Source organism: Streptomyces sp. NPDC007983, assembly GCF_042958345.1.
GTDB lineage: Bacteria > Actinomycetota > Actinomycetes > Streptomycetales > Streptomycetaceae > Streptomyces.
The window spans coordinates 1-24,894 of the sequence record NZ_JBIBJI010000022.1 but is presented as its reverse complement, the minus strand read 5'-3'; the positions used below and the strand labels follow the sequence as shown (position 1 = coordinate 24,894).

The following is a 24,894-nucleotide window of genomic DNA, read 5'->3' as shown; positions in this document are numbered from 1 at the left end:
CTCTGGCTCACTTCTGTAGCGCGGCCACACTGAGTAATGGCTGAGCCGCCACGGCTGATCGGTATCGAGACCCGCCATCCCGTCGACATGCTGCCCGGCCGGGAAGCGTCCACCTCACGCTCACGCGCAGGTCCACGAATCGGTCGGCCCGCAGTGCCTTCGTTTGTTTCGCCCCCAACGAGCACAGTGCCATGACGTCAAGGGATCGCAGTCAATGTGCAGCCTGGTGGGGATTCACTGAGTGTGCCGCAGTTCGTCGGGTTTCTCGGGCACCCCGGTCGTGTTGTATGCCTCGAGCCAACCGGCGGCGAAGCGGTCGCCGCGGGTGAAGACCGCAGCCCCCCGTCGGCCCGACGACGGGTCGTCGGAGGCCGCGGGTGGGTAGTCGAGCCGGGTCGGGGTGCCGTCCGACACGTACCGGGCTGTCGTCGCACCGTCCCACAGGCAGATCGTCGCACCATTCGGGGCGTCGACTCGCACAGAGCGGGAGTGCGGGGCGAACACGGTGCCAGTGGCGCGCTGCTTCAGCAGCGCCCGGTAGCGCTCCGGCGAGAGCGCGCTGTCGCGCGGCGGGGTGGTGCCCGTCCAGTCCGGGGCGCCGACCCCCCGGTCCAGAGCTGCACGCCACATCCGTGGTACGAGGCGGTGGGCGAGCTGCGGCGTGGCCATCCGCCCACACATCCACAGCAGCCGTCCAGCCCCGCGGCCAGGGCCGAGCGTGCGCCAGCGGATGCGCTCGGCGAGATCTGCAGCCACGACAGCCGCCCACGGGTGGACGGTGCCGAGTTCGCCCTGGGCTCCCAGCCAGGCCAGATAGCGCTGGGCCTCGTCCAGGATGCCGGTCAGGCTATCGGCCGGGATGCCGAGGACGTAGCCGCCGCGCGTGGTGAACGCCTGGGGACTGTTGGCGACCAGCAGCAGCACCGCGCGGGCCAGGTCCCCCGGCATCAGCCCTTCATCCCGGTCCGGTGGCTCCCGGTCATGCTCCAGCCGCTCCGCCCGACCATCGTGGCTCAGCACCCGCCGCAGCGTGGCGCGCGTCCGGTCGCTGAAGGCGGCTTCCGCCAGTTCGGGCAGTCGAGTGGTCAGCAGCGTTGTCAGTAACTGCTCGGCGTGGCCCGGGTCCTCCGGTACGGGCCGTTCGCGCAACCCTTCGGCCAGTTCGTACGCCGGAACGGAGTCGACCATGAAGCGGCTGGTCAGCGTGCCCAGTTCGGTCGCTTCCAGGAACTCCGTGCCCTGCGGCCCGGAGGCGGTGCGCAGGAACCCGGCCTCCGCCAGGTAGAGCACGGCGTCATGGAGCGGTTCCACGCTGTCGTGGCCCTGGTGGAAGGCGAACGTCCCGGTCCACCAGTCCTCGGCCTCCTCCAGGGAACTCACCCGCCCCTGTACCACCTCGGCAAGGACGTGGTCGGGCAGCCCGTCGCCGATCCGCGAGCGCACGGTGTAGCCGGCGGTCAGCCGGGCCTGCCACTGCGGGCGCTCCGTCTCGTCCGCCAGCAGGAAGGCCCAGCCCTCCCGCTCACCCGCCCCCACCCGCCCGGCACGGCCGAACATCTGCTGCACCATGGACACTTCGATCCGGGCCTGGCCGAGCCGGACGTCGCGCACGATGACAGCGCGGGCGGGGAGGTTCACCCCGGCCGCCACGGTGGAGGTCGCCACCAGGACATCGGTCTCGCGGGCCCGGAACGCCCGCTCGGCCTCGCGTTTGAACGGCCAGTCCCGGTAGTGCAGGCCCACTCCGGCGCTGCCGCACAGCCGCTGGACGAGCTCCGTGTCGTCCGCGTCGACGCCACGCGTCGGTACGCCTCTGTCCGCGGCGAGGGCGAGCGCCGTGGCGCGCACCCCGCGCTTGCTGCTGCAGAAGACGAGCACGCTGCCTCCCTCGTCGGTGACGGCCCGCGCCAGCCGCACGGCTGCGGCTGTGCGCGCGGTGGCCGCCCGCGTGGACCATTCGCCGTCACGCGATGCGGGCAGCATGGGGATCTGCCAGGTCAGCCGGGTGGGCCGCCATGAGGTACGGATCAGCCGGGCCCCCAGCCAGTCGGCGACCTCGTCGGCGTTGGCCACGGTCGCCGACAGTCCGACGATGCGGGTCTGGGCACTGTCCTCGCGCACCCGCGTGAGGACCGCTTCGAGTACCGCGCCGCGCGCCGGATCACCGAGCAGATGGATCTCGTCGACGATCAGGCAGCCGACCTCGGCGAGGGCGCCGCCCAGCGATCCGTTCCGGCAGATCGCCTCGAACTTCTCGGTGGTGGCGACCCAGACGTGAGCCTCGCGGATGAGTTGGGTGTCGACGGCGTATTCGCCCGTCAGCCGGACGACTTCGAGTCCGTGCCGCCGCCAGTTCTCCAGGTCCCGGTCGAGTTCGTCGGTCAGCGACCGTTGCGGGACCAGCCAGGCCGCCTTGCGCCCGCGGGCATGGGCGCGCAGCGCGGCGACCATGCCGATCGGTGTCTTGCCCGCACCGGTCGGAGCGACGACGACCAGATGGTCGTCGCCCTCCATCACCGCCGGGACGGCGCCGGCCTGGGCCGGGTTGAAGGTGGGGTGTGGCAGCATGCGGATCCAGTCCTCGGGGACGAGGTCGGTCACCGGTACATACGGGGTGTCGTCGGCGGCCGGATTGTCCTCCAAGGCGTCCCATTGGGCCTCGAACGCGTCCCGGGCCGCATGCGCGCCGGGACCCGCGACAGGCGCGGGCGGCATCGGGGAGCCCACAGCCGGAAACGTCAGGGCCGGGTGGGCCACCAGCCCCGTCAAACTACCGAAGTCGGCTACGGTGCCGACCTGTTCACCCTCCATCCAATGCCGGACGCAACGGAACCGTACGCCCCGGTCGGCCAGGTGGGTGCGCAGGTCGTCGAAGGCGGGCCCCTCGGGGAGGATGACCCGGACGTCGTCGGCCCCCGATACCGCCCCCTCGGGCGGGCGCCACGCCGGGTCGGTCACCTTGCACCACAGCAGGCGGCGCTCCTCGGGCTCCGTCGCCATCGGCAGATCCGCGGGCCACGCGGGGCCGGGAGAGGCGTAGATGGGGGTGATGGTGACGCCGGGCTCCGTGGGGCACGGGCCGAGGAGCAAGGACGACGCCCTTGCCGCCGGCATAGGTGCGGTCACCCTGCGCCGCAGGGCCGCCGGCTCCCTCCCCCGCCCCGCGTCCTTCGCCTCCGCGGAGCCGCGTGTCCCCGAATCCTGTGTCCCCGTCGATGGCCCCGCATCCGCCGCCTTGGACCGCGCACACAGCTTGTCGTAGGTCTTCACGCCCAGATCAGCGAGGGTGTAAGCCGCAGGACAGACCGGGCAGACAACAGCCACGTAGCGATAGACCCGCCCGGCCGACTCATAGGGCCTGCGGAGTGAGTGCATCCGTCCGTCGCACTCCGGGCAGGCGCGCGGCACCTCCTCCCCGTAGCTCCATCCCGGTTCGGTGAAACGCGCTATGAGCCGGCCGTTGTCCAGGACGACGCCCCAGCGCTCCCGCACGACCTCCACAACGCTCTGGCCGAACTCGGCCGCGTCCCCCACTAGTCCCCCTCTGTCCGCGGTGTTCAGTCGACGATGATGCCGGGGTAGCAGTGATCATGATGCCAGCCGGGCTGGATCCCGTATCCGCAGTAACAGAGTCCGGACCGGGCGGGCCTGCCCTCCGAGCGGCGGCGCAGCGCGACGGCGAGTGGCTGCCGTGCGAGCCAGGTCCGGGCGTCCTCGCCCTCCCACCGGCCGAGCGACTCGGGAGAGGTGCCGAGCCCGTCCGCCAGCTTCTCGAAGAGGACGTCGGCCCGACGTAGCAGGAAACGGAGCACGTTCCCGCAGTATTGGGCGTCCATGTCGTCAAGGCGGTGGCGGCGGTCCTGGGCGTCCTGCCAGACCTCGTCCTGGTTGAGGAGAGTCACATAGTGCTCCTCCAGCGTCCAGGTCCTGTCGTTCTCTTTGGGCACGCCGCTCAGCCGGTCCCGTACAGCCTCGTGCGCCTCACACGCTTCGCGCAGCGGCTCCTCGAACTCGGAGGGTCCTCGCGCCGCGAGCCGCCGGTAGATCTCCACGACCTCGCCGGTGACGGCCAGGGCCTCCTTCCCCTGCCCGCTCTGTGCAAGGCAGATGCCGAGGGAGGCAAGGATCGTGGCCAACAGGGGCTCGTGGGCGGCGGGGTTGACGGCCACCAGCCGCCGGCCGATCTCGACCGCCTCCCGCAGGGCGCTCAGCGCGCCATCGCGGTGGCGCGCGCCCCATCGGAAGGTCGCGAGATTGGTCAGTGCCGTCGCCAACCCTGCCTCGTCCATCGCTATGGATCGCGTGAGGTCGGGACCGTCCATCGCGGGCCCGGCGGCGGCCACGAGCCGCCGGGTGATCTCGACGGCCCGCTCCGCGGCGGTGAGGGCCTCCGGCCAACGGCGCAGCTTCCAGGAGTAGACGGCCGCGTTGGCCAGCGCCATCGCCAGACCCGGCTCGTAGAGCGCGGGGGCGGTCGCGGCGAGCCGCTGGAAGATCCCCATCGCCCTCTGAGTGGCAGCCAGGGCCGCCTCCGGCTTCCGCGCCTCCGACATGCCTTGGCCGAGGTGGGACAGGGAGAGCGCGAGGCCGGGTTCGTACGTCGTGGGATCGGCGGCGGCCAGGCGCTCGAAGATGCCGACCGCCTCCTCCGCGGCTCGGCGGCTCTCCTCCTTGCGGTCCGCCTGGAGGGCGCGCTCGCTCAGATCGGCCAGTGCGGCGGCGAGGACGGGCTCATACGTGGTGGGGGCGGCGGCCGCCAGCCGACGGAAAATGCCTACTGCTTTCTCGGTGGCGGCCAATGCCTCCTCCCGATGCCCCGCCCGCAACATCCTGAACCCGAGGTCCTGATACAGACGGGCGTGTTCGGCAGGGTCGTCGGTGGCGGCGAGCCGATGGCCGGTGAGGCGCTGAGTGAAGGCGGCGACCCCGGCGTCGAGGTCCACCTGACCGTGACGGGGAATGTGCGCGGCCACGGCCTCCAGGACCGCGGTGTCGAGGTCGAGGGAGGCGAGTGCGGTCAGGGCCGCACTGCCGGCAGCGACGGCCAAGGCGGGATCCGCGCGCAGCAGGGATTCCAGGTGCCGGACGGTGTGCGGCCAGCGGTGCGGCGCCGCCGCAGAGGCCAAGAAGGTCAGGGCGCGGGCGAGGTGTGCGGGCGGCGAGCCTTGTGCGTCGCGGGCGACGAGCCTGCCGGTGGCGTCAACCGCCCAGGGAAGGGTGGGGTAGCCGGTCGCCTCGTGCCCGGGGAGGCTCAGTGCCAGGAAGTCCTCGGCGAGCCGGTCGGGGTAGAGCGGTTCCAGGACGGCACCGGGCTCCTGCGGCGGGTAACAGGCGGTGTGGTCGGCCAGCAGCCGACCGGGGCGCTCCAGATCCAGACGGCTCAGCAACGCCGTGCCCTCTGAGTGTGCGACGGCCCCGGTGAGGGTGGCGGTGAAGACCACTTGGCTCATTGCGCCGGGCGGAGTCTCGAAGTCCAGGCCCTCCAGCCGGTTCTCGTAGAGCTGGGTCCAGTGCCTGCGTTCGCGGCCCAGAAGATAGGCGGACAGGCCCGCCATGTCGCTGGGGGCGCTGCTTCCCCGGGTGTGGGCGTCGACGGCCACCAGTGCGGCCATGTGCAGGGCGAGGATCAGCCCGAAGTCCGGTCGGTCCAGGTAGTCGGGCGGATCGATGACGGACGGGTCGACGAGTCCGTAGCGGGCGGCGAAACAGTCCCGGGCCACAGTGAACATGGCCTGGCGCTCGCCGAGTTCACCGGCCCGGTCCGTCAGCGGCCGCAGCGCGTGGTCGCCGGTCCCCACCGCGGCGTCCTCCAGCGCGGCGCGTACGGCGGGCCAGGGGGTGACCGAGCGGGCCAGCAACAGCAGCCGGGTCGGTAGTGGCCGGTCGAGCAGCTTGTTGCTGAACAGCCAGGTCAGGTGGGACAAGGGCCAGCGGTCGGCGTAGTCGATGATCAGCAGCAGTCCAGCGGCACCGTCGAGTCGCAGGTCCTGGCTTCCCAGGTGTGGCTGGATCGCACCGGAACCATGAGTGGCCGTGACGACCTTCCAGCCCGCCGCGGCGCTGTCGGCGGCGAACTGGTCCGCCAGCCGGGTCTTGCCCTGCCCGCCGGGGCCGTGCAGCCAGGTGGCCGCGGTGCGCGGACCGCCGCCGTCCCGCCACGCGGCCAGCTCGGCCTGCTCCCGATCGCGGCCGGTGAAGTCCACGATCCGGAAGCGGGCGTTGAGCAGGCGACTGGGCTGGGCGGTGAACCATGCGGTGTCCTGGTCCGTGGGAACGGAAGGCGGGCAGTACTCGGAGAGCAGATAGACCGGACCTCGGTCGGGGAAGACATGCAGATCGGCACCGACGACGCCGTACCCGAACCCGTTGTCGACGCGGACGACCTGTCGGGTTCCTGGGCCCGCATCGCTCACTGGGCGTCCCCGGTGCCGCCTCCCGGTCCGGGAGGTGCCTGGTGCACGATGACGTTGCCGCCTTGGACCGCGAAGAGCTGCCCGCCGTCTTTGGCAACGTTGTTCTGCACCCATGCGCGCTGCGTCTCGGGCAGCCGCTTCTGGACCTCGCTGATCAGTTCACGCAGTTCATCGACGGCGTCCGGGTGCTGGTCCAACAACGATTCCAGCTCCAGCAACCACACCGGAAGCAGGCTCTGGCGGACCCGCTCGGCGTCGTCCGCCCGTGCGACCAAGGCCGCGTTGTTGTCCAGCTGGGCCTCGATGGCTGCCTGCTGGTCTTCTCCCCGACGGCGGAACAACCTCGCGACTCCACCGCGCGCGGCTATCCAGGAATCGGTGGCCATGGCCCCGACCACCGTGGTTCCCCCGGCCAGAATCAGTTCCTCCAGCATCATGTCCCCTCGCCCTACGCTCCCACGAACGCTGCCCTATACGGATATTGTCCATGGCGAGACCGAGTCTCGCCCTCGGGCCCTCGTTCGGGCCATGGCCCACGTGAGAGGCGGACTTCGTCTGCCCGCTTCCAGATCCGCCCGATGGTCAATTTCGACAGTCCGGTACAAGCAGCCTGGGACGCCTGCGACCAGTGCGTGCCCTCACCCGGCATGGGCTCCAAGGTCACCACGACGATGTCCTCGACCTGGTAGAGAAGGGCCGACGGCGACCGGTCCGGCCGGGGCTCGCCAGGATTTCCCCGCGGAACCGTCCACCATGAGCCTGACCAGCCCTAACCGACGAGCGTCCTGATGTCCGCGTAGCTGCCGTGCCTGGTCGGGCTGTAGAACAGCACCCGGCCGATCGCGTCCGTGACCTGTGTTGCTCGAAAGGTGATCGCTCCACGTCGTGCCGCATATCTGTACTCGTTGATGCGCCCACCGAGGACCGGGGTGCGCAGGACGTTGTGAGTGTTGAAGTGGTGCACCGCGGCGGGTTGGTCGGGGCGTCGGGTGGTAACTGGTTGCGGGCTTGGTGGGGTCGGTGCTGGTTGTAGTGCCGCTCGTACGCGGCGAGCAGGTGGCGGGCCTGGACCTCGTTCATGATGAGGATGTGGTCGAGGGCTTCGCGTCGGATGCTGCCGATGATGCGTTCGCAGTGCGCGTTCATACGGGGAGCTTGTGGCCCACTTTTGAGGATCTCCATCTCCTCAGCCTGGAAGACGGCGTCGAACGTCTCGCTCGTACTTGTCATCGCGGTCGCGCAGCAGGAAGCGCAGGGACTCGTTGCGTAGGCCCAGGTCAGCGATGAGGTTCCTGGCCCGCTGCACTGCCCAGGCACGTGTCACGCGGGCGATGACCCGGTGATGTGCAGCCGCCGAGTGCCATGCTCCAGGAACTCCAGCCCGTACAGCCACCTGCCGACGGCGATGTGGATGTGGAAGAAATCTGCCGCGATGATGCCCTCGGCTTGCGCGGTAGCAAGACACATCAACACCTTATCCAATATTTGTAGATTTTCCTTGCGTTAATGATCGGCGCTAGGATCTCGAGAAATTCCCAGCTTAACAGAAGAGCGTGACAGGAATTCCCAAAATCGTTCATCTGCTACATTTTTGGCACTATTTAGTTTTTCTCGTCTTTCCTGAAGCGCGCGACCAGTAAAGTGCTCACCCTCCAAGATGGAAATCCTGAGACTTAGGATGTGGTTCATTTCCTGCATGGCCTTTGTGGCTGCCTCCAACGCTTCTTTCGCTGGAGTGATATCCGAGTCGACGAGGGTGATGCGCCCCATCTGGATTCGCCACTCATCGATTAGCTCAGCATGCCTTTCTGTCGCCGCCCGCACCTCGGTGGAGCTGAGAGGCCGGGTTAGGATTCTTTCACAACTTCTCATGTATGAGTGGAACTGTGCCCACGTAGCATTGAAAGCTTCATAAGCCTCGTAACGCTTCTTCCAGACGGCTGCGTTGGTCAGGTGGCTGGCGGCTTGGACCAGTTGATCTTCCAAGTCGGGGTTGCCGTGATCCGTGGCTGTCAGGAAGATATTCGTCTGATTCCCGCCCTGGACAGCGTTTATGACGCCACCGCTCGTGGCATCGTTGCGCTGCACCAAGTGGTACGTATCGAAATCCTCGACGACGGGCTCCTGACTTTCTCCAGATACTCCAGAGGGTCCGACTCCGGTCATTAGTGACTTCCGCCTCGGGGACTGCCTGGCATATGGCTGTGAGCAGTGAGTGAGCCGCCCTGTACGGCGTTGACAACTCCGCCGTGGCTCGCGCTGTTCACCTGCAGCTTTCCCGCCGCCTGTGCATCAGGCTCGCTGGCGACGGTCGGCTCGGGCTCTTCTGCGACGGGAGATAGAGCTGTCACGATCGCGACAACAGCCGCCGCATGCGCTGCGGCGCGCGTCTGACACCTCTCCTCGTCGGCTACCGCTTTCCTACCGTCCGCATGGTCGCTGATGCCGCAGACAGTGAGTGGCTTCATGCCTCTCAACGCGCATGCAACCGCAAGCCCGGCGCTCTCCATCTCGATGGCGGCGACATCGTTGAAGTTTCGAAATAACAGGTTCCGTAGCGCAGAATCAGCAGAACGCAGCACACTCTCCCCTGACGCGATGGGCTTGAAGTGAACCTAACAACGGCTAACACAATGAGGTGGATCGCTTCCGATTGCCGTGTCCGGGGCGGCAGTTGAGCGTTCGGTGCGGCATGGGGACGCCGCCGTGGATCGTGTCGGATGAACTGTGGGACTGCCTGGTGCCGCTGCTGCCGCAGCGTGAGCGCAGGTTCCGCTGTCCCGGCCGCAAGCCGTTGCCGGACAGGGACATGCTGTGCGGGATCCTGTACGTGCTGCACACCGGGATCCAGTGGGAGTACCTGCCGCAGGACTTGGGTTTCGGCTCGGGCATGACGTGCTGGCGCCGTCTGCGGGACTGGAACGAGGCTGGCGTGTGGCAACGGCTCCACGAGGTCCTGCTGGCCGAGCTGAACGCGGTCTCACGGCTGGACTGGTCCCGCTGCGTGGTCGACTCCTCCCACGTCAGAGCACTAAAAGGGGGCAGCACACCGGCCCGTCGCCGGTCGACCGGGGTCGGGCCGGCTCGAAACACCACCTGATCACCGACGGGCACGGCACGCCGCTCGCTGTCCTGCTGACCGGCGGCAACCGCAACGATGTCACCCAGTTGCTCCCGCTGCTCGACGCGATCCCGCCGGTCCGCGGCCGGATCGGTCATCCCCGCCGTAAGCCGACTCGCTGTTTGCCGACCGCGGCTACGACCACGACATCTACCGCGAACAGGTCCGCGCCCGCGGCATCGTGCCCGCGATCGCCCGCCGCGGCACCCCGCACGGCACTGGACTGGGCACCTACCGATGGGTCGTGGAGAGGAGTTTTGCGTGGCTGCACGGCTTCCGACGTCTGCGCATCCGATGGGAACGGCGAGCCGACATCCACGAAGCGTTCCTCAAACTCGCCTGCTGCCTCATCACCCACCGACAACTCAACTCGCTGTGTTGACCGCAAGTGCCGTTGGTCTGGCAAGAATGCGACACCAACGGCGGAGCGCGAGGGTGCTGTCGTAGTTCTGCCAGCCGACCGGGGACACCGCCTGCTGAGCTGTTCGTCAACGCACTGCCCATCCCAGGACGGAGCCCATGTCCCCCACCACTGCCAACCCAGTCGACGACGCAGCTCTGCCGACCCCATCGCCGCTGATCGGCTGGCTAGCCGTGGTCTCGGTGATGCTGGGAATCTTCGCCATCGTCACCACTGAGATCCTGCCTATCGGTCTGCTGACCTCGATCGGCTCCAGTTTCACCATCTCAGACGGTGTGGCCGGGCTGATGATGACCATGCCGGGTTTTCTCGCGGCGGTCTCTGCTCCTCTCGTCACTGTGGCCACGGCACGCATCGACCGTCGCCTGATGCTGTGCGTGTTCATGCTCCTGCTGGCCCTGGCGAATTTCCTTGCTGCTGCGGCACCCGACTACTGGCTCGTGCTGGTCTCCAGGGTCATGGTGGGGATCACGATCGGTGGGTTCTGGTCGATAGGCGCTGGGCTGGCCGAACGGTTGGTGCCGCCGACCTCGGTCAGCAGGGCAACCGCCGTGATCTTCTCCGCTGTCCCGTTGGGATCCGTCCTCGGGGCACCGACCGGCACCCTTCTCGGGGATCTCGCTGGGTGGCGTACGGCATTCGCGGTCATGGGGGCGCTGACAGTCGGGGTGCTGATCATGCTGCTCCTGGTCGCGCCCCCGTTACCTCCCGTCCAGGCCACCCGGCTGAGCGATCTGAGGGGCATGTTCCGCAGTAGCAACACCCGCTTCGCGCTCCTGCTGACGTTCCTGATCGTGCTCGCCCACTTCGGGACCTACACCTATGTGACGCCGTTCCTGGAACGGGTCACCCATGCCGGCGACGGCCTGATCACCACGTTCCTGTTGATCTACGGCGCTGCCGGTATCCTCGGCAACTTTCTCGCGGGTGCTCGGTTGGCACAGTATCCGCGGACTGTCTTCGGACTTGCGGCCGGACTCATTGCAGCGGCGACTCTTCTGCTTCCCATGGTGGGCCGCTGGGAGGCGGTGCCGTTGCCCTGCTGATCTTGTGGGGCGTCGGCTATGGCGCAGTGCCGGTCGCATCCCAGACCTGGTTTTCCAAGGCGGCTCCGTCTGTCCCTGAAGCGGCATCGGTTCTGTTCACGGCTTCCTTCCAAGCCACGATCTCCATCGGCGCGCTTCTGGGGGGAATGGTCCTGGACCGCACTTCTCTATCCGTGGTCATGGTGCTCGGCGGCTGCACTGCGGTATTCATGGCCCTGACAGCGGGAGCCCACTTTGCCAGGCGTCTCAACTGGCCAGGAAACGCAGACGCGCACGAGTAGCTCGGCGAGCACGGTCTCATCCGACACAACCGCGCCGACGTCCCCATGCTGAGCCGAGACCTCGATTCCCGGCCCGGCTACGGCATACAAGGCCAACCCACCTCATTTTGTTAGCCGTTGTAAGGCTCTGCCCCTCCCGACCGGATTCGAGCGCCCCGCAGTGATACGTTCCATCCACGCCTCTCCACGCAGCACGTGTTGCGCGGCTTGCTCCAGACTGTACGAGGCTTCCCACGCGACGGGGCGGATCAGCACTCCGTCGTCGGCGTGCTTAGCCCCGTCATACGCGTAGAAATCTGTCTCCATACACCAGCCGCCGGATGCCCGTCAGATGCGCACGCACTGCCTCGTACTCCAAGCCGAGAGCCGTCAGGATAACAACTGGCTCACCCCAACCTAATTCACTCTCCTGCATGGCACTTGCCTCCGATATCTAGGGTCATGCCATCGTATCTATCAACGTTGCCTGGTGGCCCTGGCCTGGCAGTTCTCGGTGCGGCCGGCGGTGCCGGAGCACTGGCGCTGCACCCCGGCGGAGGTGGTGCCCTTCTTGAGGAAGCCGGTGTCGTCGATCTCACCGGGCGGCGGCCGGCGGGTGCGCGTGGACGGCACGATCCTCGGCACCGCGTAAGGGCCGTCCGATCCCCGCGAGTCCTTGCGGCACGCCGGCCTGGAGGACGCGGACGAGATGGACCTCGACTCCCCGCAGATCGAATGGCACGGCGGCGGGCCGGATGTGTGGTGACGACGCGCGGTGCCGGTCGTCATCATGCGCCCGTGCAACCAGCCCGTCACCTGCCCCGTAGTGGAGATCATCTGCGTGGAACCGGTGGACGCCATCGTGGATGATCGTCATGCTGATCAACTATGCCGAGCAGCGAGCCCTCCAACCGCGCCAGCAGTCGATTCCTCCATCCTTGGATGCTCAGTGTGGTGGTTGCGGCCACTGCCACACTGGCCTTAACCGTGACCTTTGCGCTGCCGGGCTTCAGTTTCAGCCCATTGATGTACCTGGTCTTCTTTCTCAGCGCGACGATCGGCATGATCACCGGACTGATGGTGTACGTGGTCCGGGCCCGGCGTCGTGAAGACCAGGGCATCCAGGAAAGCCGTGAGCGGGTGCGCGTCGCGGAGCGTGACCTGGAGGCGGCACTGCGCGTTGCGGACCAGGCGGCGGGAACCAGAGCGGCGGTTAGTTCCGGCTCCGGGCGCGTCTATCAGGCGGGCGGAAGCACCAACGTCGCCAATGGAGACGTGCCGTCTCGCGCGTCCCGTCTCTCCCTGCCGGAGCTGTGGACTGTGACCCATACTCGCCTGGAGCTGTATCACGACATCGCGACTGGCCAGGCACGGAGATCGTTTCGAAATGCACAGCTCGCCATGCTCGTCGGCTTCGGCTTGTTGGTCATCTTCGTTGCCATCGCGCTGAACGCGAGCACGACAGCCGGAAGTGTGGTGGCCGGCGGCTTGGGCGCGGTGTCGGCGGCGCTGGCCGGATACGTCAGCCGAACGTTCGTAAAGTCCCAGGAGGTAGCGTCTTCTCACCTGCGAGCCTATTTCGACCAGCCGCTTGAGTTCTCCCGCTACCTGGCTGCTGAGCGGCTGGTCGCGGACGCGGAGTTGAGCCAGGAGCAGCGTGCCGAAGTCCTCACCACGCTGGTGCAGGCGATCGCCACCGGGCCGGGCGTGCCAGGACAGGCAGATGCCAACGGGCAGCAGCAGAACGGAGCCTGAGCCCGAAGGGGTGGCCAGGCCGCAGTCGGCTCTGACCACCCTCCGGAGCGGGCCGCGCACCGTCATGCTGCGGCGGGCTCCGGCTCGTGCCAGGTGCGCCCGCAGTCCGAGCACCACACCGCTGGCCGTTCGCCGCCGCCGGCCTCGATGAGCAGCTGGCCGCTGCAGTCCGGGCACGGGTGGGCGAGGGCGGCTTTGTGGGCGGCCATGTCGAGTGCCTTCTCGACGCGCCACACGGCTTGGCCAGCCACGGCGGCGATGCGGCGGAGCTGGTCGTCGGTGAGTCGATCGAACGGGCCAGGATGCCCCTGGACTCGGGCCAGCAACCAGGCCGAGGCGCGTCGGCCGCTGCGGGTGCCGACGTATCGCCACCGGCGCGGATCGGCCGCGTCCTCGCGGGCGAGCTGGTCGCGGCGCGCGCGGTCGGCGGCGGGCCAGCCGCGGGGGGGCGCGGCTCATCGGGGGGCGCTGGACGCGGGCGGCGATGTGGTCGGCCAGCTCGACCAAGTCCGCCTCGACGGTGGTCATGGTGTCGAGGATGCGGAGCCGGATGGGGGCGCGGGTCTCGCCGATCTGCTCGGGGCTGCGTTCCAGTTCGCGGAGCGCTCGGGCTTGCCATGTCGCGGCTTCGCGCTCGTCGTCAGTGCGACGGTCGACGGAGGCGAGGTAGTCGGCCATCCTCCCGGCGGGGGCCAGGTGGCGGTGCCGGTGGTGGCGAGGGCGTGGTGGAGGTCGCCCCAGTGGCTGGTGATGATGCGGAGGTTGGCGAGGGTGAGGCGGGTGGTGCTGTCGGCGGTGATCATCGCGTGTTGCTCCTGTGCTGCTCGGGTACGGTGATCTCGCCGTGTGGGGCGCCCTGGTCTGGCCGGACTGGTAGGGCGCCCCGTCGTGCTGCTCAGGGGCGGTCCGTTGCGAGGCGCTCGATGTGCTGCTGGATGCGCTCGTACTTCGCGGTCGTGCTGTGTCCGTCCCACTGGGCGCGCGGATCGCTGGCGGGGACGTGCTCGACGTGGGTGAACAGGCCAGCATCCCGGGACGCGATGTGCCAGCTCATCTGGTAGCCGCCTACGAGGAGGGACAGCAGCTGCCAGCCGGCCTGGTGCCCTGCATGTTGGTTGAGAATGTTGCAGATGTAATGGGAATGCTGTAGGCCGTAGGCTTTCGACGGGCGCAGGCAGGCTGCCTCGCTGAGGCTCAGGCTGCGCCAGAGGCGGTTCGCTCATGGGGGAGCGGAGGTGCGCGATCGCCCCTGTACGTGCCCAGCCAAGGGCTGTCGCATGGCTCCCGTCTGGTGGGCCTGGGTTTCTGGCGCTGACGCTCACCTGGATGGAGTCGCTGCGAGGAGTGGTTCTTACGGTGAGTGTTCGAGGGAGGCCACAGCGAACCGGCCGGGTGCCGAACTCCCGCTGACCTGTTGCTTCATGCTTTGGCCAGGTGGCGAGCGGATACCGTGAGTGCCCAGTCATGTTCGAACGGAGGCCTGGCAGCGCTGGGGGTAGGGCGTTAGGTTGTCAGGGAGGCTGGCGGTACTTGGGGGCGATGTGGAGGAGCAGGCGTTCAACACGGCCGTGGCTGGGCTCATCCGAGAGGCGCGGAGGCGCGCGGGGGTGACGCAGGCGTATGTAGGGCGTCAAGCGGGGCTGTCGCGCGGTTCGATCGCGAACATCGAGGCCGGGACGCAGGCGCCGCCGCTCTACCGGCTCGTTCTCATTGCCGCTGCACTGGGCGTGCAGCCGGAGGATCTGCTTCCTCCTCTGCGTCCCGATGGGGCGGCTGGTCTCCCTGCCCGGCATGCTGCCGATGTCGCCGCCGTGTGGGCGCAGGCGGCCAAGATGAGGGACGGTCATGGCGAAGGCTGACATTGCGGCACGTGTGCTGCTGCGGGAGTTCCGCATCAATGAGCCCCCGGTCAACCCGTTCGAGCTGGCCCGGGGACTCGATGTCCTCGTTGTCCCTCAAGGCATGGACGACGATGTCTCAGGCATGCTCCTACGCAAGGACGGCAGCTGCGTCATCGGTGTCAACGAGACCCACTCGCACGAGCGGCAGCGCTTCACAGTGGCGCACGAGCTGGGGCACCTGCGCCTACACGAGGGGCGGCCGTTGATCCTGGACACCGACGCACGAGTGAACTACCGCAACGCGGTGTCGAGCATGGCCACCGATCGTGAGGAGATCGACGCCAACCGCTTCGCCGCAGCGCTGCTGGCCCCCCAGGAGATGGTCCGCCGGGCTGCTCAGTGCATCAGTTTCCGAACGACGGACGATCTTGTCCGAGTGCTGGCCAAGCAGTTCCAATTGAGCGAGATGGCGATGACCTACCGCCTGATGAACCTCGGCATCGTCTCCGGTCCCGCCCACTGACAGCGCTCCGACCGTCGGCAAGGGTCCCGCCGGTCGGCTGCGTCGAACCAGGTCTCCGCTGAATTAAACCTTCACATAGGTTTGCTGAGCAATGATCAGCGGTCACGCGTGCTGGATAACGTCAGTGAAACTGACGTTCAAAATTCGTCTTGCGAGAGTGTCGCCCTATGTGGTGCACTGGTTACGGCAGAGAGTGACCAGTCTCTCTGTGTATGGGGTGACCCCTGCTCGGCGTGAGGCTGACAGGAGTCCACCCGGGCGGTACCGCGTGTACGTGCCTGGCCGTGACGGCCTCGGCACCACTGACCGGACTGCACCGACCTCTATCCGGTGGCCAGCCGTCGCGAGCGAGCGGCCATCCGCTGATGCCACGCATCGCCCGGCCCTCTGCGAAGTGCCACGGCCGGTCTCCCCGCGAGTCCCTACCAGGACCCTCGCGTTTGCCTGACAACCCATACGTGCGCACCCGCCTCGTAGGCGCGTCCCCGCGCCCTCCACCACTCTCCGTGGCCCATGCCTTCATACCCGTCGGCATGCCCCTGACGCATCCGCGTGGCCCCATCACGCCCAGACAACCGCCATCTGAGCCCCTTGCCAGCTCAGTACAGAAGGGAATCACCGCCGTGCAGCACATCAGCGGCTTCGAGGTGTTCCTCCGGGACACCGTGAACCTCAGCCAGACCAAGCTCGATCTCCTCGCCATCCGTGTCGAGACCATCTACAGCGCGCTCAAGGCCGACCCCGAGCTCGGCCCGCTGGTCCTGGGAAAGAAGCGACAGGGGTCGTGGGCGCAGCGCACCATCATCAACCCCGTCGGCGGCGCCGAGTTCGACGCGGACTTCATGCTCCACCTCGCCGAGGTCGTGGCCGACAGTCCGAAGACGTACCTCGACAAGGTCTACGCCGCCCTCCACCGGCACAGCGTCTACGGGGGCATGCCACACACTCGTAAGTGCCGTTGCGTGCAGCTGAGTTACGCCAACTCCATGCACGTCGACATCGTGCCCTACCTCCACTTGGAGGACGGCCGCGAAGTGATCATCAACCGTGACGACGACCTGTGGGAGAAGACCAACCCGGCCGGCTTCACCGCCTGGATGCAGAAGAAGGATCGCATCGCCGACGGCAACCTGCGCAAGGTCATCCGCCTGATGAAGTACCTGCGAAACCACCGGAAGTCCTTCACCGGCACCCGCTCCATCATCCTCACCACCCTGCTCGGTGAGCGAGTCAGTGAGATCAAGGCTGTCAGTGAGCCCGGCTGCTACAGCAATGTGCCCACCGCTCTGCTCAGCATTGTCGAGGACCTCGACGCGTGGCTGCAGGACCGCCTCGCCAAGCCCTCCATCCCCGACCCATCCGGGTCGGGCGTCACCTTCGACCACCGTTGGAACCAGGCGACCTACGCCTACTTCCGTGACCGCATCCACACCCATGCCCGCCAGATCCGCGAGGCCTACGACGAGCCGGATTACGACACGAGCGTGCGGCTGTGGCGAAACCTGTTCGGCGAATCATTCCCCGACCTACCCCGCCCCACCGCCTCCGTCAACCCGACGACCCCCAAGTTCACGACCCCGCTGCTGATCACCACCACGTCCCGAAACGGGCGTGCCGGATGAGCAAGCGCAAGACGCCTCGGGCCCGGCCCAACCCGTGGCAGCAAGAGCTGCTGGACCAGCTCACGGCACTCGCAGCCGGGCACCGCCAGGACCTGCGCGTCACCGGCCACCCCCGCACCGGCCCAGGCGGCCTGGTCATCGTCCCCGTCAGCGTCCGCACCGGCGACATGCCGCAGGCGCCGGGCGGCCTGCTCGTGGGGGAGGTCGAGGACTTCCTCCTCATCCTTCCCCCGACCCTCACGGCCCCGCCCTGGGTGCAGACCACGCACCACCGGTTCGCCGGCGCCCCGCACGTGCTGCAGGGCAACCGGCTGTGCATCTACCTCGACCCCGCCCGGGAATGGGACCCCACCGCCGGAATCACCCCCGTCATGAACCGACTGTGGGAGTGGCTCGCCGACGCGGCGGCCGGCAAATTCGACCCCGACACCGCCCTCTACCACCCTGTCGGCGGCATCCTGCACCACACACCAGGCGCTCCTACGGTGGTCGTGCGAGAACCCGTCCCGCACCACCCGAGCACAGGCTGGCTCACCCCGCGAACTCCCGACCGACTCGACCTGACCGACCGGCCCGCAGACGTGCACAGCCACCGCACCCCGATTCTGCCAGTGAACCACTCACTGCCCCTGGGGGCCGGCAGCACTCTGGCCGAACTCATGACACTCATCGACTCCACCACCGCCGACACGCCCGGCTCCGCCCCGCGGCCGAGCGCTGCATCCCAGACGCTGCTGACCGCACTCGCCGCCTGTGCCCTGCGCAACCCCGAGGAAACCGCCCAGCACTTCGTCCTAACCGTCCGGCACCCCACCACACCGACAACACCTCCTTTCCTCCTCGCCGGCCGGCTGCAGCCCCACCCCAGCGACGCGCTGCGCCTGCTTGCCCGTCGCAGAACACCAAGCCGCCTGGGTAGCCTGCCCGACGAACTTCGCCAAGCCGCCATCGAATGGTGCTACCTCTCCGACGAACGCCCCGAGGTCACCACCCGCCGGGACGCCCAGCGCCCCGTCCACGCCTTTCACGGCGCCCACGTCCACATCTGGGGCTGCGGCGGCATCGGCTCGTGGGCAGCCGAGCTGGTCACCCGCGCCGGCGCCTCACGGCTCACCCTCAGCGATCCCGGCCGTATCACCGGCGGGCTCCTCGTCCGACAGAACTACACCGAGAACCACATCGGCATGAACAAGGCGGCCGCGCTGGCTCAGCGCCTGCGCGCCATCCAGGACGACATCACCATTGACATCACCGGCCCGCCCCCCGACTCCGCTCTCCTAGAGGCCGCCGACCACGCGAACCTCATCATCGACGCCACCGTCAGCGTGGCCGCCGGACGCTTCCTCGACCTCCTCGCTCAACGCCCCCACCGCAGAGCCGTTCTCGCCCAGATGGCCACGGACAGCCTCACCGCCAGCCTGGGAATCCTCACCATCGCCGCCCCCAACACCCCCGAGAGTCTCTCCACCATCGACCACACCAGCGGGCGGCACGTCCTGGACACTCCAAGCCTCGAGCCCTACCACCGGCTGTGGACCGAACCGGCCCCAGGCGACGAACTGCGCCCCACCCGCGGCTGTTCCGCCCCCACTTTTCACGGTTCCGCCGCCGACCTCATGGCAACCACCGCCACCCTGGTCAACCTCCTGGGCACCCAGATGCGCCACCCCGTATCAGGAACCCACCTGTGCGCCCAGCCCCACACCGGCACCCTCCCGGCGCATCACTTCATCGCCCACACGGACCTGGACCGATAGGCGCGCCCTACGTCCCGTCCCGGCGTGCCTCGGCGAGGAACACGAGGGTAGTGAGGTGTTGTGCGTGCTGGCAGTCGCCCGCAGGCGTCCGGAACAGCGGTGCCGCCCCCCGCTGTGTCAGCTGGTGGTCTGCCCTACCTCGAGCGTGGGCACGTAACTCCCCGCCAGCCGCTCGTAGATCACCAATTGCGGATGGACCTGCGGATGATGGGCGCGACCCAGGGCCACCGCCGCGGACATGGGGATGGCAGGCAGGACGTGGAGCCGTCGCAGTGTTTTTGCCTCGGTCTCCAGCCGTGCCAGGAAGTCTCGGAACGTGTCCTCAAGATGCCGCAGGGATGCACGCTGCCGTAGTATGTCCGGGCAGGTCGCCGTGCCGACTGGGCTGATCTCGTAGCGGCGCAGGGCCGTGAGCTCTGCGGGGATCTCGTGAGGGTTGATCGCCCCCGAGACATTCATGACTACTACGGCCTCGTCACAGGCCGACCCACTTTGAGTCGGACGCACGCTGAACTCCGTGCCTGGCCCGCTCTCATCGGGCCACACCCAGGACTGCTCGGGCCGGTGACGCTGATAGACATCTGTCGGCACAGTGTCGTCCAGCCGAGACCCCAGGTACACCAGCAGCGGCAGGCGCGCGAACCCGAACACGCTCACGTGCTGCACAGAGCCACGCTCGATGCCCGGCCGCAGTTGATGCCTGATCACCTCATCGATGACCTGTACTGCCTGTCGGTAGTAGCTGCGGCTTGCGGCCGCTGCAGACGGAGCGTTCCCGGACGCCGTGGCTCCCTCACCAGGCGTGTGCTGCAAATCGATCTCCACCCCATGACGGGAATAGGATTCCAAGAACAGCGGGAATCGATGCCGCGCCGTCACCGCGCTCGCGGCAGTCTGCCGCGACAATTCCACAGCCTTCCCATGCACCGGCCCCACCATCCGCACTACTGTGGTGGCACGGCTGGGACCTAGCCCGGTCACGTGCCTGATGCGGTCCTCATGCTCCTGCTTCAGACCACGCAGCCATGTGACGGTGAAGACGTCCTGTGTGGCCTTCGCGTCGATTTCGGTGTGCTCCTGAGCACACAGCAGCATGAGGTTGTCCGCCTCGTCCCGCAGCGTCTCCTCCAGCGGATCCGTGCCTCGCGGTGAGCGCTCGTGCGTGCTCTGTCCGACGATGTGCGCAATCTCGCCCAAGCGCACCGTCCGCCCCGACATCGGCCCCTCCAGCAGGTACCTGTTGCACAGCACGCACCGGCCTCCGCTGCGAACCCACACCTCCAGAGCCACCTGCTGGGCCGACTGGCCCCCTCTGCGTGTTCTGCTGCCCCCGCTCATCGCTGCCGCCTTCATCCGCCCTCGTATCCGTCGCATCCGACGTTAGGCGACAGTCCCGCTCGCATTAGAGCAACTTGACAAAAACGGGGCGTCGTTCGCGAGGCGGCCGCACGAAGAGCCGACGTGCGCGAACAGCCAAACAGCTCGCCGACCAGAGCCCGCGCACGACCATTCCCTCCGAATCAACGGCGTTGCGCTGCTTGTACGTCTCGCGGTCGAACGCCTCCTTCGCGACGGCCGGATCAGGCTCCTCCCCCTGAGGACCCGGCAGTGCGGGCACGGCCAGTCGACGGCGGCAGCTTGACGGGTGATGCGGAGCGCGGTTTCGACCCGGGTGGCGGCTGCGGCGGCGAGCTGGTCGCGGCGGGCGATCTGACGGCCCGCCGCCGCTCGCTCGGGCGGCATCAGCTCGTCGAGCGCGGCCTGGTGGTCGGCCTGCTGCCGTGCGGGCGGGGCGGTACTGGTCGCGCCAGCGGCGGCGCGGCGCAGGAATTCGTCCAGCATCCCGGCTGTCCCGGGGATACCGCGCATGATGCGCCGCTGGGCACTCGAGATCTTCGACGCTTGGCCCACTATTTTTCTTTACCGCGCCCGGCAGATCTCCGCACTTGTCGCCACGACAAGGGGAACACCCAGCTCAGAGGCCTATGGAGCCTGAAGTGATCGCGTGGTGTGCCCGTCGACGGAGACTGGGATCGTCGGCACATCGCACCAACCCAGGAGGCGATCACCATGCGCTCCGTCACCCACCGTGGACGTGTCTACCGGCGCTGTGGCTGCCGCGACGCACGCCGCCACCAGATCGGAACCCGCTGCCCACGACTGGCAACCGATTGTGACCACGGAAGCTGGACCTTCGCCGTCGACCTCCCCTCCCCCGACCACCGCCGTACCACCATCCGCCGCGGCGGCTTCCCCACCCAGAACGCCGCCCAGGCCGCGCTGCAACGGATCCTCGAGGGCGAGGCCGGCGGGTTCAACGGCGACCCGAACCAGACCGTCGCCGATTACCTCTCTGCCTGGGTGGAGACGAAGGCGTACGTGCTCAAACCAACCACGCTGGCCCGGTATCGCGACTACGTCACCGGCGACCTGATCCCCGCCCTGGGCGCGCTCAAGCTGGACGAGCTCGGCCACCGCCACATCACCGGATTCGTCCACACACAGCTCGCCGCAGGCCGCGGCCAAGTGACCGTCTACCGGTGCCTGGCCACCCTCTCCAGCGCCCTGGGCGACGCCGTCCGCCAGCACCGCCTCACCCACAACCCCGCACGCCCCGCCGTCCTGCCCCGACCACCCACCGCCGAGCGACGGATCTGGACAGCCGAGGAAGCAACCCGCTTCCTGCGCTACTGCCACCACACCGACCCACTCATCGCCGACCTGTGCGAACTCCTGATCGGCACTGGCATGCGCAAAGGAGAAGCACTCGCCCTCCACTGGCACGACGTGCACCTCAACGAAGGGGTGCTCTACGTCCGTTACACCCTCTCAGCCATCAACAACGCCCGCCTGGTCATCACCTCACCCAAGACCCGCAGCAGCAAGAACTGGGTCGCCATCTCCCCGCGCGTGGCAGCCGCGCTCACACGCCGCGCAGCCAACGCGCCACAGTCAGCATTGGCTGACCGCTCCGACGACCCGTTCACCGGACTGGTCTTCTGCCGACCCGACGGCCGCCCGCTACGGCCTCAAACCGTCCTGGACCGCTTCCGCCGACGCGCCAAGGAAGCAGGGGTCCCCCGCATCACCCTGCACGACCTGCGACACCTCGCCGCCACCCTCTCCATCACCGCGGGCACCCCACTCACCGTCGTCTCCAAAACCCTGCGGCACTCCACCCTCTCCACCACCGCCAACCTCTACAGCCACCTCACCCAGCAAGCCGCCCACGACGCCGTGGACGCCATCGACACCGCACTCGCCCAAGCCGACCCGGCCGCCGACTGCCATCCGCACTGGCCAGCCTGGCTGCGACCACGCCGCGACCACCCGAACAGGCCCCGGGCGCGCCTCACGCTGCCCTACTTCGCCGCCCCGACCGCCAGTTCACCCGGCGCCTCCGCACCCCAAGGCGTGCATGCGACCACCATGCGACCACCACGCCGCACAACACGAAGAAGGCCGCTCTCCCATCTCTGGAAAAACGGCCTCCGACCTGCGAAAACGCTGGTCGGGACGACAGGATTTGAACCTGCGACCCCTTGACCCCCAGCGGCAACTCTCCGCGACGAGCCGTACCACTCTGTAGCAGAAGACTCGGGGTCGTACACCGCCGTACGGAGCAAGAGGACACCGCTCCCTGCGCCCCTCCCGAGCAGGCCCATCCTGCTGCCACACTCCTATATTCTGGCTCCTGCCGATTCCGGTGCCCGAAAGCGCTAGGGAGGATGAGCCGTGAGGCCGGCCACCACCGCAAAGCTCCGCGCCAATGCCACGACCATTCGCCAGCTCGGACGTCGGCATGGCCTGCACTCCTTCGCCTTGAGCACCGAGCCCGGGGAACTTGTCGCCACCCTGGACGCCGACCGCTCCTACTTCGACATCACCAGCTTCGAATCAGACCTGTCCAGCATCCTCGGCGCCCTCGTGGAAGTCGTCCCACGCGGCCCCGGAGTGGAAGTCGAAGAAACCGAACCTCTGAACGACCTGCGCGGGGCGGCGTGACCAACACACGCACGGACCGGGAGAACCGGGAACTGCTACGCCTGACCGACGCAACGGCAGCACTCGACCAAGCGCGCTCAATCCTCCGCGACGGAACACCCAAGCCAGGGAATGAGCGCCTCCTCGCCCTGGCCTACTGCATGCTCACCTTCGGCGAAATGCTCAAACAGGCATCTCACGGCACCGTGACACAGGCATACAGCGGCCCCATCGCACTGCGCGACAAACTCGCTCACGTGCCACACCGCAAGCTCAACTCCGAAGTACTCGCCACCTCCGTCGAACAAGCCACAGCCGAGATCCTCCCCCTGATACAAGCCCGCATCCAGGACCTCAGCAACACCAGCGCCTGAGAGAACCACGGCCTCACGGTCAGCATTCAGCCGCGGGTCCCCCGTGGGCAGCGTGACGCCCCGCCTGCCAAAGCTACGAGCCCAATGGCGGGTCCATGAACTACGCGCTGGAGTCCGCCGTCCGGGTTCTCCTCGAATTGTCGGGCTCGTGATGTCGCGCGCCGCCGGGACGGCGGGCCGGTCACTGTCGGCCGAGGCGGGCGCCGAACCGCCGCAGCACCTGGCGGAACTCCGTGGGCTCCTCGACGCGGAAGTCGGCGTCGAGGAAGGCGAGACGCGGCAGGAGCCACTGCCAGGAGTCGAGCATGAGGACGGCGTGGGTCCCGCCTCCGGCGGCCGCCGTGAGGTCGATGTCCTCATGCGCGAACGCGTCCGCCACCTCCGTCATCGGGGCGTCGATCGTGACCACCACACGCTGCCGGTTTCTGTTGATGCCCTGGCGGAGGTAGTCGACGCCGGTCCCCGCGGGCAGCGCGCGTGGTGCGAACGTCCTGCTCTGCGCCTGGAGTTCACTGACGCGGTCGATGCGGAACACGCGCCAGTCCTCCTTGTCGGTGTCCCAGCCCAGCAGGTACCACCTCAGGAGCAGGTGGATCTGGCGATAGGGCTCGACCCTGCGCGAGGTGGCCGTACCCTTGCCGGAAACCTCATCCGCCCTGGTGGGGGCCGGTGCATCAGGTCGGTGCATCAGGTTTCCCGAAATCTGGCCGCGGTCGCTCGAGCCGGCGCTCTCGCGCAGCTGCCGTCAGCGCGTCATGATGATCGATCGTGCTGCTGCGACTGGCTTACTTAGGTGTGTCGAACGCGTTCGCGATACTTCGCCCGCTGCCGATGACCGACCGGGACAAGGACGCCGAGATCCTCGCCCTGCGCTACCAGATCACCGTGCTGGAACGCCAATTCGGGAAAGACAAGATCAGGTTCACGCCGGGCGATCGAGCATTCCTGGCGGCGCTGCTGCACCGGCTGCCACCGCACGTCCTGCGAAGACTACGGCTACTCGTACGCCCCGACACGGTACTGCGTTGGCACCGCAACCTCGCCGCAGGCCGCCACACCGCGTCCTGCCGGCCCAACCGCCCGGGACGACCGCGCACCGTACGCTCCATCCGCATCCTGGTGCTGCGTTTAGCGAAGGAGAACCCGAGCTGGGGATACCGACGCCTCCACGGCGAGCTGCTCGTGCTGGGAGTGAAGGTGGGATACAGACCTGCCGCCGCGAGCTCCTGGACCGGACGTTGATCTGGAACCAGCGACATCTCCTCCACGCCCTGCGCGAGTACGAATCCTTCTACAACGAACACCGCCCGCACAGAGCCCTGGAACAAGCCGCTTCATTCCGCCCACTACCCGCCCCCATCACGCAACAAGCCCATCTCACCCTCCTGGAAGTCCGCAGACGAGATCGGCTCGGCGGAACCCTCCACGAATACCGACGAGCGACCTGAGCTGTGCAGATGATTTATGGGCACTCGCGCAGTGCCGACTCTCTCGGCTCCGACCTGTTGAAACGGTGCGCGAACCGCTCGTGCACAGCGTTCAGCTCACTCACCCACAACCTGACATCAGCAAGGTCCCCACCCATAACCACACCAACGACCGACCTGGTCAGCAGTCACGGCAAGCACCGTTGCAGTACTAGGGCCTGTGTGATGTTGTGATCAGCCAGTTGCCTTCAGGATGTCGTCGATCCAGATCATCGAGGCACGGAGGTGGAGGCCGGCGAGGTAGCTCTCGGGCGTCTTGTCGTATCGAGTCGCGATACCGCGCCATGCCT

At 67.8% G+C, this 24,894-nt stretch carries 19 protein-coding genes and 6 pseudogenes; 11 read left to right on the top strand and 14 right to left on the bottom strand.

From position 1 onward, the window contains the following. Positions 1 to 234: 234 nt before the first annotated feature. The 8 genes and pseudogenes from ACFZCY_RS38975 to ACFZCY_RS38940 all read right to left on the bottom strand — a co-directional run. Complete coding sequence (locus tag ACFZCY_RS38975) at positions 235 to 3,000, bottom strand: DEAD/DEAH box helicase (protein ID WP_391184631.1); 2,766 nt, start codon at positions 2,998 to 3,000, stop codon at positions 235 to 237. A gap of 557 nt (positions 3,001 to 3,557) precedes the next feature. Then, positions 3,558 to 6,413 carry a tetratricopeptide repeat protein gene (locus tag ACFZCY_RS38970; RefSeq protein WP_391184629.1) on the bottom strand — a complete coding sequence of 952 codons (2,856 nt, stop codon included), beginning with the start codon at positions 6,411 to 6,413 and terminating at the stop codon, positions 3,558 to 3,560. Next, complete coding sequence (locus ACFZCY_RS38965) at positions 6,410 to 6,850, bottom strand: hypothetical protein (protein WP_391184627.1); 441 nt, start codon at positions 6,848 to 6,850, stop codon at positions 6,410 to 6,412. The genes ACFZCY_RS38970 and ACFZCY_RS38965 overlap by 4 nt, the downstream gene beginning before the upstream one ends. 332 nt (positions 6,851 to 7,182) lie before the next feature. Then, positions 7,183 to 7,377: a hypothetical protein gene (locus ACFZCY_RS38960; protein ID WP_391184790.1), complete on the bottom strand. Its 195-nt coding sequence runs from the start codon at positions 7,375 to 7,377 to the stop codon at positions 7,183 to 7,185. 83 nt (positions 7,378 to 7,460) lie between these two features. Then, positions 7,461 to 7,559, bottom strand: a pseudogene (locus ACFZCY_RS38955) (integrase); the annotation flags it as partial. 174 nt (positions 7,560 to 7,733) lie between these two features. Beyond that, complete coding sequence (locus ACFZCY_RS38950; RefSeq protein WP_391184625.1) at positions 7,734 to 7,880, bottom strand: hypothetical protein; 147 nt, start codon at positions 7,878 to 7,880, stop codon at positions 7,734 to 7,736. 36 nt (positions 7,881 to 7,916) lie between these two features. Continuing rightward, positions 7,917 to 8,501: a hypothetical protein gene (locus ACFZCY_RS38945; protein ID WP_391184623.1), complete on the bottom strand. Its 585-nt coding sequence runs from the start codon at positions 8,499 to 8,501 to the stop codon at positions 7,917 to 7,919. A gap of 77 nt (positions 8,502 to 8,578) precedes the next feature. Further along, a pseudogene (locus ACFZCY_RS38940) lies at positions 8,579 to 9,016 on the bottom strand (hypothetical protein); the annotation flags it as partial. An 89-nt stretch (positions 9,017 to 9,105) separates the two neighbouring features. Here ACFZCY_RS38940 and ACFZCY_RS38935 point away from each other — a divergent pair. Together ACFZCY_RS38935 and ACFZCY_RS38930 are read left to right on the top strand one after the other, a co-directional pair. Next, positions 9,106 to 9,916, top strand: a pseudogene (locus ACFZCY_RS38935) (IS5 family transposase). A 137-nt stretch (positions 9,917 to 10,053) separates the two neighbouring features. Next, positions 10,054 to 11,282 (top strand): annotated as a pseudogene (locus ACFZCY_RS38930) (MFS transporter). Between the two features lie 480 nt (positions 11,283 to 11,762). On the opposite strand, the pseudogene ACFZCY_RS38925 reads toward ACFZCY_RS38930, so the two are convergent. After that, positions 11,763 to 11,855 (bottom strand): annotated as a pseudogene (locus ACFZCY_RS38925) (transposase); the annotation flags it as partial. A gap of 294 nt (positions 11,856 to 12,149) precedes the next feature. Here ACFZCY_RS38925 and ACFZCY_RS38920 point away from each other — a divergent pair. After that, positions 12,150 to 13,016, top strand: a complete 867-nt coding sequence (locus ACFZCY_RS38920) for a hypothetical protein (RefSeq protein ID WP_391184621.1) — start codon at positions 12,150 to 12,152, stop codon at positions 13,014 to 13,016. Positions 13,017 to 13,078: 62 nt separating this feature from the next. On the opposite strand, the gene ACFZCY_RS38915 is transcribed toward ACFZCY_RS38920, so the two are convergent. The 3 genes from ACFZCY_RS38915 to ACFZCY_RS38905 form a co-directional block, all read right to left on the bottom strand. Next, a complete protein-coding gene (locus ACFZCY_RS38915) occupies positions 13,079 to 13,267 on the bottom strand; it encodes a hypothetical protein (protein WP_391184618.1) in 189 nt (62 codons plus the stop codon). A gap of 273 nt (positions 13,268 to 13,540) precedes the next feature. Then, positions 13,541 to 13,819, bottom strand: coding sequence for a hypothetical protein (locus tag ACFZCY_RS38910; RefSeq protein ID WP_391184616.1), 279 nt, complete (start codon positions 13,817 to 13,819; stop codon positions 13,541 to 13,543). A gap of 92 nt (positions 13,820 to 13,911) precedes the next feature. Further along, positions 13,912 to 14,070, bottom strand: a complete 159-nt coding sequence (locus ACFZCY_RS38905) for a hypothetical protein (RefSeq protein WP_391184613.1) — start codon at positions 14,068 to 14,070, stop codon at positions 13,912 to 13,914. Positions 14,071 to 14,557: 487 nt separating this feature from the next. Between ACFZCY_RS38905 and ACFZCY_RS38900 the strand changes: the two genes are divergently transcribed. The 4 genes from ACFZCY_RS38900 (at position 14,558) to ACFZCY_RS38885 (ending at position 18,759) form a co-directional block, all read left to right on the top strand. After that, positions 14,558 to 14,875: a helix-turn-helix domain-containing protein gene (locus ACFZCY_RS38900; protein WP_391184609.1), complete on the top strand. Its 318-nt coding sequence runs from the start codon at positions 14,558 to 14,560 to the stop codon at positions 14,873 to 14,875. Next, entirely contained in the window at positions 14,862 to 15,380 is a 519-nt protein-coding gene (locus ACFZCY_RS38895; protein ID WP_391184605.1) for an ImmA/IrrE family metallo-endopeptidase, read from the top strand. The genes ACFZCY_RS38900 and ACFZCY_RS38895 overlap by 14 nt, the downstream gene beginning before the upstream one ends. Positions 15,381 to 16,003: 623 nt before the next feature. Further along, positions 16,004 to 17,002, top strand: coding sequence for a cyclic GMP-AMP synthase DncV-like nucleotidyltransferase (locus tag ACFZCY_RS38890; protein ID WP_391184602.1), 999 nt, complete (start codon positions 16,004 to 16,006; stop codon positions 17,000 to 17,002). Beyond that, entirely contained in the window at positions 16,999 to 18,759 is a 1,761-nt protein-coding gene (locus ACFZCY_RS38885) for a ThiF family adenylyltransferase (RefSeq protein ID WP_391184599.1), read from the top strand. Before ACFZCY_RS38890 ends, ACFZCY_RS38885 begins: the two co-directional genes overlap by 4 nt. A gap of 117 nt (positions 18,760 to 18,876) precedes the next feature. On the opposite strand, the gene ACFZCY_RS38880 is transcribed toward ACFZCY_RS38885, so the two are convergent. Beyond that, positions 18,877 to 20,010, bottom strand: coding sequence for an SAVED domain-containing protein (locus ACFZCY_RS38880; protein WP_391184597.1), 1,134 nt, complete (start codon positions 20,008 to 20,010; stop codon positions 18,877 to 18,879). 819 nt (positions 20,011 to 20,829) lie between these two features. Between ACFZCY_RS38880 and ACFZCY_RS38875 the strand changes: the two genes are divergently transcribed. The 3 genes from ACFZCY_RS38875 (at position 20,830) to ACFZCY_RS38865 (ending at position 23,117) form a co-directional block, all read left to right on the top strand. Further along, on the top strand, positions 20,830 to 22,305 hold the full coding sequence (locus ACFZCY_RS38875) for a tyrosine-type recombinase/integrase (protein WP_391184594.1): 1,476 nt from the start codon (positions 20,830 to 20,832) through the stop codon (positions 22,303 to 22,305). A gap of 189 nt (positions 22,306 to 22,494) precedes the next feature. After that, positions 22,495 to 22,764, top strand: coding sequence for a hypothetical protein (locus tag ACFZCY_RS38870; RefSeq protein ID WP_055558216.1), 270 nt, complete (start codon positions 22,495 to 22,497; stop codon positions 22,762 to 22,764). Next, positions 22,761 to 23,117, top strand: a complete 357-nt coding sequence (locus tag ACFZCY_RS38865; protein ID WP_391184591.1) for a hypothetical protein — start codon at positions 22,761 to 22,763, stop codon at positions 23,115 to 23,117. Before ACFZCY_RS38870 ends, ACFZCY_RS38865 begins: the two co-directional genes overlap by 4 nt. Before the next feature lie 181 nt (positions 23,118 to 23,298). On the opposite strand, the gene ACFZCY_RS38860 is transcribed toward ACFZCY_RS38865, so the two are convergent. After that, a complete protein-coding gene (locus ACFZCY_RS38860) occupies positions 23,299 to 23,805 on the bottom strand; it encodes a WYL domain-containing protein (RefSeq protein ID WP_391184588.1) in 507 nt (168 codons plus the stop codon). An 80-nt stretch (positions 23,806 to 23,885) separates the two neighbouring features. Here ACFZCY_RS38860 and ACFZCY_RS38855 point away from each other — a divergent pair. Then, a pseudogene (locus ACFZCY_RS38855) lies at positions 23,886 to 24,565 on the top strand (hypothetical protein). The last annotated feature ends 329 nt before the right edge of the window (positions 24,566 to 24,894 follow it).